At 47.8% G+C, this 12,598-nt stretch carries 10 protein-coding genes and 1 pseudogene (1 of these 11 running past the window's edge); 3 read left to right on the top strand and 8 right to left on the bottom strand.

Going from position 1 to position 12,598, the window contains the following annotated elements:
• The 6 genes and pseudogenes from H9I36_RS00400 to H9I36_RS00375 form a co-directional block, all read right to left on the bottom strand.
• Positions 1-485 (bottom strand): annotated as a pseudogene (locus H9I36_RS00400) (alpha-amylase family glycosyl hydrolase); it reaches 97 nt to the left of the window's first position.
• 117 nt (positions 486-602) lie between these two features.
• Positions 603-1,574, bottom strand: coding sequence for a LacI family DNA-binding transcriptional regulator (locus tag H9I36_RS00395; RefSeq protein WP_187383417.1), 972 nt, complete (start codon positions 1,572-1,574; stop codon positions 603-605).
• A 12-nt stretch (positions 1,575-1,586) separates the two neighbouring features.
• Entirely contained in the window at positions 1,587-2,447 is an 861-nt protein-coding gene (locus H9I36_RS00390) for a carbohydrate ABC transporter permease (protein WP_187383416.1), read from the bottom strand.
• A 1-nt stretch (position 2,448) separates the two neighbouring features.
• Positions 2,449-3,330, bottom strand: a complete 882-nt coding sequence (locus H9I36_RS00385) for a carbohydrate ABC transporter permease (RefSeq protein WP_187383415.1) — start codon at positions 3,328-3,330, stop codon at positions 2,449-2,451.
• A 62-nt stretch (positions 3,331-3,392) separates the two neighbouring features.
• Entirely contained in the window at positions 3,393-4,700 is a 1,308-nt protein-coding gene (locus H9I36_RS00380; protein ID WP_187383414.1) for an ABC transporter substrate-binding protein, read from the bottom strand.
• A 306-nt stretch (positions 4,701-5,006) separates the two neighbouring features.
• Positions 5,007-6,869, bottom strand: a complete 1,863-nt coding sequence (locus tag H9I36_RS00375) for a hypothetical protein (RefSeq protein ID WP_187383413.1) — start codon at positions 6,867-6,869, stop codon at positions 5,007-5,009.
• 97 nt (positions 6,870-6,966) lie between these two features.
• On the opposite strand from H9I36_RS00375, the gene H9I36_RS00370 reads away from it, so the two are divergent.
• From H9I36_RS00370 to H9I36_RS00360, 3 genes are all read left to right on the top strand, one after another.
• Entirely contained in the window at positions 6,967-8,574 is a 1,608-nt protein-coding gene (locus H9I36_RS00370; RefSeq protein WP_187383412.1) for a tetratricopeptide repeat protein, read from the top strand.
• Entirely contained in the window at positions 8,571-9,764 is a 1,194-nt protein-coding gene (locus H9I36_RS00365) for a TraB/GumN family protein (protein WP_370586931.1), read from the top strand. The genes H9I36_RS00370 and H9I36_RS00365 overlap by 4 nt, the downstream gene beginning before the upstream one ends.
• 65 nt (positions 9,765-9,829) lie before the next feature.
• Positions 9,830-10,465, top strand: a complete 636-nt coding sequence (locus tag H9I36_RS00360; RefSeq protein ID WP_187383410.1) for a site-2 protease family protein — start codon at positions 9,830-9,832, stop codon at positions 10,463-10,465.
• A 231-nt stretch (positions 10,466-10,696) separates the two neighbouring features.
• On the opposite strand, the gene H9I36_RS00355 is transcribed toward H9I36_RS00360, so the two are convergent.
• Both H9I36_RS00355 and H9I36_RS00350 read right to left on the bottom strand, forming a co-directional pair.
• The gene (locus tag H9I36_RS00355) at positions 10,697-11,755 is read right to left on the bottom strand and encodes a hypothetical protein (protein WP_187383409.1); all 1,059 of its coding nucleotides are present in this window, start codon (positions 11,753-11,755) and stop codon (positions 10,697-10,699) included.
• Positions 11,756-11,784: 29 nt separating this feature from the next.
• Positions 11,785-12,489 carry a hypothetical protein gene (locus H9I36_RS00350; RefSeq protein WP_187383408.1) on the bottom strand — a complete coding sequence of 235 codons (705 nt, stop codon included), beginning with the start codon at positions 12,487-12,489 and terminating at the stop codon, positions 11,785-11,787.
• Between the last annotated feature and the right edge of the window lie 109 nt (positions 12,490-12,598).

The following is a 12,598-nucleotide window of genomic DNA, read 5'->3' as shown; positions in this document are numbered from 1 at the left end:
TTGTCTTTTAAAAAATTTTTCGCTTCTTCCGAATATTGATTTATATCGATTTGATGATCGCTGAACGTCGTCCACAGTTTTTCTTTCGAACCGTCGGCAAATTCGGCTTCGATATACGGAATCTTTTTCCGCTTATACAGCTTGTCGAAATCTTCGGCAGTCGGTTCTCCGTTTGTCCAAAAATCTTTCCAGCGTATAAAAAAATCACGGTAGCGCGATGTCTCTTTTTTTGCTAAAAAATCTTTATACACGGCACTCGCCGACGAAAGATGATTTATCATGTAATCGTACATGAGATAATATTTTTTCCCGAGTAAAGCGATATCGTCCCATGTACCGAATTGCGGATCGACCTCTTTGTATGTCAAGGGTGCAAAACCGCGGTCGGCCGACGACGGAAAAAAGGGCAGAATGTGAAGACCGCCGACGGCTCCGTCCAAATAGCGGTCGAGCACATGAGCGAGATCTTTCAGGTTGTTTCCCATGCAGTCGGCATAGGTAATGAGCATGATTTTATTTGTAATTTTCTGCGGCATAAGAGCCCTCCGTATTCGAAATAATTATGTGAACCTCTAAAAATGTAAGCGGGTTTTCAGAGCGCCTTATGTCGTCTTTCGTTCAATGAGCGTTACGGGAAAAACCTGTTTGTCGGGAACGCGGCGTCCGTCCATCAAATCGATGAGCGTGGAAATCGCCGTGTCGGCAAGCAGTCTATAGTCTTGGCGGATCGTTGTCAACGGAGGGAATATCATGGAACTGATATTCGTATCGTCGTATCCGACAATCTTTATGTCGTTCGGTATCCGCCTGCCGCGCGAAAGAGCGGCTGAAATGCAGACGCTTGCGATGATATCGTTGCTTGCGAAAATCCCGTCGAAATCCTCGTTTTCCCGAAAAACGGTATCGACGATTGCCGAATAATCGTTTTCTTTTTGCAAAGCAAGGGGCGCTTCGTAGAGTTTGTACGCAGTACCGCTCTTTTCACACTCGCGTATAAACGCATAGGTTCTCTCATTCGATGAGCGGTGATATTTCAACTCCCCGCTTATGTGGATGATATACTTGCAGCCTTTGGCAATCAAATGCCGGGCAGCGAGCGTTCCTCCCTGCTTGTCATCCGACGAAACGGACGGAGCGCAGTCCGCATTGGCAATGACGACCGTCGGCACGAGCGACTGCCGTATAAAATCTTCCGTATCGTTTATATACGACGTTATAATGCCGTTCGACATCTTGCGTCCGAGCGAGCGGTATTCCTTTATATAATCTTCACATTCGAGAGGAGAAGATGTCACCATGATCGAATAGCCGTGAAATGAAGCCGCACGTTCCAGTTCGTGCGCGGTCTGCGCCCAAAACGGCATATTCAAATCCGGCAGCATAATACCGATACAGCTGTTCGTGCCGCACACAAGGGAGCGGGCAACCGCATTCGGCCGGTAATGGAGGCGCTTCATCGCATCGAGAACGTTTTTTTTCGTAGTTCCGCGCAGCTTCGTGCTGTCGTTTAAAACGCGGGAAACCGTCGCCGTAGACACGCCCGCTTCTTTTGCAACATCGATGATTGTCGACACAGCCTTCTCCGCTTATGATTTTACCGCCCCGGAAACGATACCGCCGACGATATACTTTTGCAGGAAAATATACAGAACGATGACGGGCAGCATCGAAAGCACGAGAGCCGCCATGATATTGCCGTAATCGTTTGAAAAAGTACCGTAAAACGTTCTGATCGCAAGCGGGAGCGTATACAGTTCTTTTTTACCGAGTACGAGAGAGGGCAAAAGATAATCGTTCCAAAAACCGAGCGTTTCCAGGATCGCGATCGTCGAAAGGATCGGTTTTAAAAGCGGAAAGACGATGAGGAAAAAAATCGTGTGGGGATTGCAGCCGTCGATCACGGCGGCTTCTTCCAATGCGATCGGAATATTCGATTTAATAAATCCGTGACACATAAAGATGCACATCGCCGTTCCGAAACCGAAGTTCATCAAAACGAGTACCGTGCGCGAATTGAGTATGTGGAACATGCCGCCGTAAATGGAAATGAGCGGTATCATGACGACTTGAAACGGCACCGCCATAGATGCCATCATAAGCGCAAACGTCACTTTCGAAGATTTCCAATTCGAATGCCGCACGAGAAAGTACGCCGCCATCGAAGAAAAGACGAGCAATATACACACGCTGAAAACGGTGATCGAAAGGCTGTTAAAAAACGAGCGGGCGAAATCCATCTTGACGACGGCTGCTTTATAATTGCCCCATTGCAGACCGCTTTCATCGATGAGGCGCAGCGGATATTTTACGATCTGCACTTTGCGTTTGAGAGAATTGATAAGAACTAAAAAAAACGGAAAGAAATACAAACACAAAAGAAATACGGCGGCCGCAGTCCTCAGCGCGATACCCTTCGACGAGGGTTTTACTTCTATACTGTTTTGCATACTACATCTCCAATTCCCGTTTTTTTCCGATATAAGTTTGCGTCAATGCGATGGCCGCCATACAGACAAACATAACGAGCGCTTCGGCTTGCCCTACGCCGTATCTCTGCTCTTCGAACGCTTTCGAATAGATATGCATTGCGGCGAGTTTCGTCGAATCATAAGGACCGCCGGCTGTCAGCGATAAGTTGACGTCGTACACTTTGAACGTCCGCGTTATTGATAAAAACAAACTGATGACGATAGACGGTACCATGAGCGGTATACGGATTTTCCGCGTAATAAGCCCTTCGCCCGCCCCGTCGATGCGCGCCGCTTCGATCAAATCGTGCGGAATACCGACGAAGCCCGCGATATAGATGAGCAGCATATACCCCGAATACTGCCATGTCGCAACGATGATAAGAGACGCCATAGCGGTACCCGGAGAAGAAAGCCACGACTTTTCGAAAAGCGCAACGGGGATGATTTTATATATATTGACAAAAACCCTGCTGAACACGAACTGCCATATATAGCCGAGAATGAGTCCTCCGATCAAATTCGGTGTAAAAAATCCCGCGCGCAAAAAACTTTCGGCCTTTACGCCGCCGGTCAGCAGATACGCAAGCAAAAACGCGATGACGTTGATGGCGATAACCGAAGCGGCCGAATACAGGATAGTCCGCCGCATCGATTGCCAGAACGAGAGGTCGGTAAAGACTTCGACATAATTCGAAAATCCCGTAAAACCGATCGAGCTTGCGATGCCGTCCCAATCGGTAAGGGTAAGATAAAATCCGTAGAGGAGCGGGACGATAAAAACAAGTATGAAAAAAAGCACCGACGGCCCGACAAACGACGCATACAGCAGCGCGTTCTTTTTCTTATCCGCAAATTTCATGCTTACCACCGCGTTTTTAAAGTTACCTCTAAAAACCGCAGTTTTTAGAGGTTCTCTTGTGTTTATTGTTTCGGCAAATGCTCGCGCCAATATGCGTCAAGCTTTTCGGCGATCTGCGCCCGCGTCATTTTTCCCGCGAGATAGGCCTGCATATTCGCCGCAAGTTTGCTTCTGTGATCGGAAGGCATATAGGTCGCCCCGTCCACAACAAGACCCGCGTCTATAAATTTTTTCAAACTCACATTAAAAGGATTATTCGGCGCAAGCGATATATTCGTAAACGCCGTTACGATACCGCACTTATTGATTAAACAATCCTGTCCGTCTTTTGTAAAGACGAGCCAATTCAAAAACATCTTCGCGGCTTTTTGCTGATCGGCGGACGCGTTGACTTTATCGACCGTCATAAACTTCGTAGCGGCGACGACGACTTTGCCCTGTGTCTTCGGCTCGTCGTCGAACGGGAATGCGCACACGCCGTATTCGCTGCCTTTGACCGCATAGGGCGCAAAATCAGGCCATGCCCACGTTCCGTTGAGCCAGAACGCCGCTTCACCTTCGGCGACATAGCTTGCGTTCAAATCGTAGTCGGCCGCAAGCGGATCGGCGCGATTGATATTATTTGCGATAAACAGGTCGAACGCATCGTATACTTTTTGGAAAACGGCATTTTTTCCGAATGAGGTTTTTCCGGAATTGACGTCTTTTAAAAATGCGACCGCCCCTGCAGCCGTTCCGTCCTGATAATCGTATATCCACTGGTAGCCTTTTTGTCCGATAGACCAGTCTTCTTTGTTCAGCACCACAGGATATTTCATACCGCCGGCTTTGAGTTCGTCCAAGAGCGCCGTAAATTTTTTCAGCGACGTATAATCGGCTGCATTGAATTTCCGCTTGATGATTTTTTCGATCGCAGTTTTATTGTACAAAAGGCACATGCCCTCGATCGTCAGCGGCATACCGTACACTTTACCGTTCATGACCGCACCGAGCGCACGGCCTCCGGTTGCGACCCATTTTTGATCGGAAAGATCGGAAAGCTTTTCGGCATAGAGATCGCGGACGTTCGCAATATCCATAATACCGATCGTCGGCGCATCACCCGCCGCGTATTTTTGCGCAAGCGTGTCGCCGGGAGACGACGTTTCGTAGAGCTGCACTTTGACATTGAACTCACGTCCGAATTTGGCGGCGCCCGCTTCCAGCGCTTCCGTGATTTCCGGCTTCGAATTCATGATGCTGATCGTCACTCGCTTTGCAAACGGCGTTCCGACGGCATCCTGTGCGGAGGAAGAATTTTTACCGGCCTGCATAAACGCAGGGGCAACACACATCAAAATCGACATACAAGCGATACCGAGTTTTTTCATCGCGATCTCCTAAAAGTTTTGCTTTACCGCATTTCATACGGACGAATCCGCTTTATCCTTATGGTAAGGGCAGTTTTTCGAAATGTCAACGTTTACATTTTACATAAACCGACTTTTTTCCGCAAATTTACACCAAACCACTATTCAAAATAATAGCAATTTGAATGACGAGATTTGAAACCAAATAAAATAATGCGGAGGTGAAAACTCAGTTCGGTACATAAACTATCGCGTTTGCTTCGCAAGCCCGCCGTATATGCGGCCTTTCAAAATGAGCACGCAACACGGCGTTCGCCGCCGGTTTTGTCATTCGGCGGATTCGGGAGACGCATTGCCCGTGGACATCGGGATATTGCCTTCGGGAAGCGCGCTTGAAGGAGAGCGCGGTTCGGGCGGAGGCGCTATGACATTGCCGGCCGCATCGGTTTCGGTGATCGTCCTGCGTTCGGCCGCTTCTCTCGCCGCGTCGGAATAGATAAAGCGTATCGTCTCTATCTGCGATTTGTGGCGCGACTTTAAAAGCAGCGTATTCGTGTCCGCGCGGTACACATAGCCCGACGAATTATACGTTTCGAAGCGCGGGTCAGTGCGGAATGCCATATCGTAAATGTAAATCGTTTTGAAGTGCTGTATGCCGTTTATGATAACGTAATGCGTATAGGACTGGGGAAAATCGATCGTCACCGTAACCGTACCGCTGCCGTCGTTTCGGTACGTCATATTCGCCGCACATGTCCACGCCCACACCGGATTCCCGTTGTCAAAACCGAGGAGCGCGAAGTGCGGATAGTACGGATTATCGTGTACGACGATCGGATACAAAGCGGCGAGCGTACGGAGATCGAACGAAGCGCTTTCGGCGAGGTACGAATTCAATATCACGTAGCCGCCCCGCTCGAGCGCAACGTTCCCCGATGCACGCCCGTAACGCACAAGCGCATCCCCTATTTCCGCAGCCTGAACGACCGATACGAAAACACCGTTTTCGGAAATCGTAATCCTTTCGTTTTCGACGGAACAGGACTCGGTAATTTTATCGATGCAGACTTGGGCGGCACCCTGCACTATTGCAGCCAAATCGCCGTTTTTGGCAAGGAGCGAATCGTAAGCCGCGAGGATCGATGCAGCCTGCGAAACGGTAAGCGAGTTCTCCTTGACGGCGGCCGCGGTCGCAAGCAGCGTTCTGACAGCAGAAGATCTCGGATGCATACACATATAGTCGACGATGTCGGAAACGGCAAACGCATCGATCGTGTTCTGCGCAACGATATCGCGGCAGCGTGCGATCTGCTGTTCGAGCGAACGGTTCATCGTCGCAAGGGAATCGAAATACGGAGATGAAAAATAGGTGCGCTGCACTCCGCGCCTGAATGAGGAAGGCACCGCGTTGATCGCTTCGTTGTAGCGACCGCGCTCGGACATCGCGGCGACAAACGAAACGGCTTCCTGCTCGGTGATATCCTGCTGGCCGGCAAAGGCCGTTATTAAATTCTGCTTAAAAGCGGCGACCGTAACCGAATACGCGCTCCGCTCGGCAGAGGCAAAACGTGCCGTATTTTCAAACGAGAATTTTTTCGTCGCATCGTAATACGAATATGACGCGACGGAAGCATGGGAAGTAAACGCAACCGCAGCATCCGATATTTCCGCAGCTTCGAATTCCCATCGGCTGTTTCTGATATCGAGCTGTACGTGGGTATCGGTTTCCGAAACGACGGCCGCTCCCGGAACGATTTCATAGTGCAGCCGCACGTCGTCGGCGTTTTCCGGAAGGAAAGCGTGTACGGTCAAACGCTCCGCGTCTCCGCTGCCGCTCACCGCAAACGAAAGCAAAACGCCGCCGTCGAACGCGAATTCGCAGGAACGCGGGGTCGGCTTTTTCCACGACAGGAGTGCAAGGTTCCGACGGTTCCGATCCCCGCGCACGGCAAGGCTCAGGGGATGCGTATCGTCGGCGGTAAACGTGATACCGTTAAAAGACGCGATCATCCGATTCCGTAAAACGGTCGTACCGTCCTCTCCACGCGTTTCGGCGAGCGATATGCGAAGATTTCCTATCTTCTCAGATATAATGGAATCGCTTCTAAATTGCAGGATAAAAATGCCGACAATTATAACGATATATGCAAAAAGGAGCCCCAGCGACTTTCTGATGATATTCCCGTACATTGCCGACAGTGTACTCAATGGTACAAGGAATTGCAACCGGTGTAATTTTGCGCCTTTTTATGTATTATAACTACAAGGAAACAATGAGGAACATACGATGAAAAAATCCCTCAGCCGCCCTATAAGCGGCGTATTCGCAGCCGTACTCGTCATATCGTTCATATCGTGCGCAAGTACGCCGAAAAGCGGGCAGAATGCAAACCGCGTGCAGGAAAGCACAGAGTCGCTTCCTTTCCCGCAAAGTGGGCCTGCCCTTCCCGCCGAAACTACGGAAAAGCGGTCCGATACGGCAGGAGGGCAAACGGGCGGTACGGAAAGTAAAGCGGAAAGAGTCGAAGCGAAGGAACCGTCCTCCCCGTCGGCTGCAGAAGAACCGCCCGCAGTGCAGAGCGAGGAACCGATCGACACGGTACAGAAAACGCCGCCCGTTCCGGCTGACGTCGTATTCGTCAGAGAACTGCAAGCGCATCTTTCGGCAAACGATACGGCCGGAGCGCTCGCGTCGTTTGAAAATCTGCCCGATGCGCTCAAAGGAAACACAGAGATCGAAATTCTCCGCGCATCGCTCCTCCTTTCGACAGGGCGTACCGAAGAAGCGAAAAGAGCCGGGGAAGCGCTGCTCGCACGGGACGCGGACAATATCGACGTGCTCGAACTCAATATGCGCACGGCGCTTGCTTCCGGCGACAACAAAAAAGCGGACGCGTTTATGAAACGCCTTCTCGCTTTCGATCCGAACAATGCTCAGGCGAACATCGCGCTCGCCGAGCAATACGCACTCAAACACCGATTCAAACTTGCAAACGCCGCATATAAAAAAGCGCTGCAAAGAGAGAACGGCAACATCGACGCTCTCTTCGGCTTCGGACAAACGGCGTTTTATATCGGCGACATAGACGAAGCGAAAAAATCGTTCGAAGCAATCCTCGCAAAGGATCCTTCTCACGCGCTCGCCCTCTCGTATTTGGGGAAAATCGAAGCGGACGACAGTAATTATTTGCGTGCATCGGAATATATAGAAAGGGCAATTGCAGCCGACGATTCGAATTACGACTTTTATCTCGACTTGGGAACCTACCTCCGCTACCGCGGCAAATTCGAAGAAGCGGAAGCGGCGTGGACGAAAGCGATAGCGCTCGATCCGTCGTACTTTCTCGCATACGTGTATCGCGCAGGACTCTACGACGAACAAAAAAAATACAAAGAAGCGCTCGCCGATTTTAATAAAGTTGCCGAAACGAATCCCGATTATTTTTACGCATATAAAGATATAGGACTCCTCGAATGGCACGAAGGGAACTGGGCAAACGCGCGGGCGGCGTTTCAAAAAGCGTATTCGTACAACAAAAACGATTTCTCCTACGTGCTCATGACGGCGGCAGCCTATCTTAAAGAAAAAAACATCGTCGACTGCAAAAAATTTCTAGCACAGGCGATGCGCTCCTTGGATCGCACGTCGCTCGCCTACGAAATGATGCGCCTCTATCACGACCAGGGGGGATTCAACGCGGAAAATTCGCTCCGTCTGAAAATCGATAAAATCGACAAACCGTCCGAGCGCGGTAAGATGTGGTACTACATGGGATTGTTCTACGAGCTCAAAGGTTCGGCAAAGCTCGCAAACGAATATTATTCGAAAATTATTAAAATGCAGGCGCCGATGTTCTTCGAATACCGGCTTGCCGAATGGAGCCTCGGAAAGTGAGCAATACGCAAAAAACGATTTTATTAAACGGACGGACGATTACGCTGCTCGGAACGGCGCACGTGTCTAACGAAAGCATCAAAGAAGTGACGGACGCGATCAGAGAACAAAAGCCCGACTGCGTCGCAATCGAGCTCGACGAAAAGAGGCGCAGTTCCATGACCGATCCCGAAAGCTACCGCAAGCTCGACATCATCGCAGTACTGAAGCGCAAAGAAGGATTTTTGCTTTTGGCGAATTTGGTACTCGCGTCTTTTCAAAAGCGGCTCGGTGAAAACGTCGGCGTAAAACCCGGAGATGAAATGCTCGCCGCGATGAACACCGCTTCCGAACTCGGCATTCCGTCGGTCATGGTCGACCGCCCGATAGCCGTAACGCTCCGCCGTGCATGGGCGAAAAATTCGCTGTGGGGAAAAAGCAAATTGATTTCCGCGCTCATCGCAAGCGCATTCGACAAAGAAAAGATATCGAGCGAACAGATCGAAGCTTTGAAAAAATCTAATGAAATGGATTCGATGATGACCGAACTTGCAGAGTATTTACCTGCGGTAAAGGAAGTGCTCATAAACGAGCGCGACCGCTATCTCGCCTCCCGCATTTGGGAAGCGGACGGCCACAAAGTGCTCGCAGTCCTCGGCGCGGGGCACCTTCCCGGCGTGGAAGCGCATCTTAAAAAAATTGCAGTCGGAGAGGAGACTACCGATACAAGCGACATCGATCAAGTGCCGCCGAAAAGGGGGATTGCAAAATACGCCCCATGGATAATCCCGCTCGCGATAATCGCCCTCGTCGCCTTCGGCTTTGCGCTCGGCGGAAAACACGTCGGAAGTGAAATGCTCGGGAGCTGGATACTGTGGAACGCTTCTCTTGCGGCGCTCGGCGCACTTGCAGCAGGCGGACACCCGATTACGATTGCGGCTGCAGCCGTAGGAGCTCCGATCACGTCTCTCACGCCGGTCATCGGCGTCGGACTCATCACCGGCGTCGTGCAGACGTATTTTTGCAAACCGAAAGTGTCCGATATGGAAAGCCTTCAAATCGATGCCGGAAGCATAAAAGGTTGGTACCGAAACCGCCTCCTCCGCGTGCTCCTCGTGTTTTTGCTTTCGACACTCGGAAGTTCGACCGGCACTTTTATCGCCGGAGCCGATATCGTAAAATCGTTCGGCGCGTTTTTTGCCGCGCACTGAGACAGGCGAAAATAGGCGTTGTGCACGCATTGCCGCCGCCGCAAAAATACAATACAATGTTTCGTATGCATTTCGACCTCATCGATACATTGTATTCCCTGCCCGGGATCGTCATCGGGCTTACGCTGCACGAATACTGCCACGCACTCGCCGCGTACAAGCTCGGAGACGGAACGGCAAAAGCGGACGGAAGACTCACCTTCGATCCGCTCAAGCATATCGACCCGATCGGTTTTCTGTTCATCGTCATCGCGGGTTTCGGCTGGGCAAAACCCGTTTCGTTCGACCCGCGAAACTTGGCGCATCCGAGACGGGACAGAGTCATCATCGCGCTTGCAGGTCCGCTGTCAAATCTCGTACTCGGCATCGTCTCTCTTTTTATCGTAAAATTGTTCAGGCTTGCAGGCGTGAGTTTTTCGTCGCTGCCGCTGTTCGCCGTGTATCGAACCGTTTTTTACGTGATCCTGTATACGGCGACGATCAATCTCGGATTGTTTATTTTCAATATTTTGCCCATCCCGCCGCTCGACGGAAGTCACGTGTTTTTTTCGGGAATGAACCTCAGCAAAGAAAAAGAAGCGCGCTTCATGCAATGGGGCACTTTCGCTTTGTTTGCCCTCATCGCAGCCGAGCGGGCGACAGGCATCGACTTTATTCCTATCGGCGCCTTTGTCAATAAAGTCGTGTCGTTGGTGTTGTGAGCCGTATATTGCAAACTATCCGACGGAACGCTTTTGCGCTGCAACGCGGATATTTTGCCCTGTAAAACACAGTAATAATACAAGTGTTTTATTCTTCATTTTATCCTGTACGTACATCGTGCGATACGTTTTCTTTTAGCTTGCCTATAAACGGGTACGACAGCGCGTTAGAAACCGTCCAAAAACTTCAGCTTTCGGACAGTTTCTTTGATCTACCGGTATTTTCGGCACCTACTCTAAATATCCGCCGAATAGCCAACCGACAGTATCGGGGCTGATATCCTTTCCCGTTACTTTTTTGGCTCCGTCTAAAAACTTTACTTTTACCCAATTGCTCTCTATGTTATCGATTGTTTGCTTTTTACCGACTTTTATTATTTGTACACGCGAGCCGTCAGCAGCTTTCAGCATCGGAGTTCCTTTTTCCATCGACGGATCGGCACGTAATACGGCCGGAATTTTTACAGCCATTATTTGATTTTTAGATTTTACCTGAACTTTTTTTATTTTTTCAGACCCGCCGATATTCTCTTTATCGGCGGTTGCTTTATCGATATCCGTATTCCCTGTAAGAATTAACGGTTCCGGCATTATGATTTTGTCATCGTAATCCGAAGTGCCGTCGGCGTGGCGGGGCCAAGTGACTTTTGAAAGATCGCAAGTATTATTTTTTATTAAGTTTTCATATTCTTTAAGGGTGGCTTCATTTATCCTGCAGAATGTATGGATAAACACGTCATCGATATAAAAATCAAGATAATCCCCGTCAATAATTATTTTTGCAGAATGAATATCATATTCATATTCTTTAAATGGGATTTTCGTTTTTATAAAATTGCTATAATATAAATCGGACTTTTGTACAATCCCAATTAAAGAAAAAATAATCTCATTATTTTTTACAGTAACATTTCTTACGGTCATATAATATGGGAAACAAAATATAGACAATGTTTCACCACTGTAATTCCAGGCTAAATAAAAATTACCGAGTCTTTTATGCTTCATCTCTTCATCAGTATTAACTTTGAATTCCAAAAAAGCGTTTGGGACTGCGGTATACCAATACAAATATGTTTTGAAATCTACCTCTGATAGCTCCGGAGCATGATAAACAGATGGATATAATTCAATTAATTTATCTCTATTTTGTGCTTTTAATACTTCAAAATCTTCATAAATGACAAAACTTTCTCCAGCTAATTTCTTTTCAACATTATCAGAGAATAGTTTGGAACTAATAAGGATTAATGAAAATATTATTATAATTCGATATTTATTCATTTTCATCCTTCCAATTATCTTTACCGGCGGTTGCTTTATCGGGGCTCGTGTTTTTTCGTAGGAATTAACGGTTCCGACATTATGATTTTGTCGCCGTAGTCCGAAGAGCCGTCGGCGTGGCGGGGCCAAGTGACGCGGGAGAGGTCGCATTTATTCGTTTGGATTAGATTATTGTATTGATTCAATGTTTCATTATCCACTTTACAAAAGGTATCATAATAGTCAGTTAAATTATTGAGATAAACTTCAAGATAATCTCCGTCAAACCGTAAAATTATTGTACATTCGTCTTCCTGTATCGGCCAACTTGAAAAAGGTGATTTATTTTCATTTTTTTTGCAGTTGAATGTTTTTACAACATTTATATAAAAACATCCGTTTTCATAGTTGATCTCATCCATGTAAAATGATAATAAATCTAATTCTTTCCCCCAAGTTACGCATAAATTGTCTTGGTCACGATATAAATCTTTTATAATGCAAAAAGTAGAAAAACAGTCCTGCTCATCCCATTGTATGGTTTTCTCTTCTAATTCATGATAAAATGTTAAAGTTTCAATATTAGTAAAATATTTCTTTATACTTTCTTTATTTTCAGCATGCAGTATTTTAAGGCATTTTTCCGGAATCCGGAAAGAATCATTCTTTTCAAGAATCCTATCATATAAAATTTTCTTAGGAGAAGCAAAAGTATTTAAACTTATACAAATCAAAACTATATAAAGTAATTTTTTTTTCATGGTATAACATGTCCTTCTTTACAAGTTCTGCCGGTTACAGAAATAATAGTATGTTCATCGATTATTACAATTTTTTTTGAAAATGCGATGTTATAACTCGCAATAATAC

This window comes from Treponema sp. Marseille-Q4130 (assembly GCF_014334325.1).
GTDB lineage: Bacteria > Spirochaetota > Spirochaetia > Treponematales > Treponemataceae > Treponema_D.
This window is presented reverse-complemented; position numbering and strand designations above follow the sequence as displayed.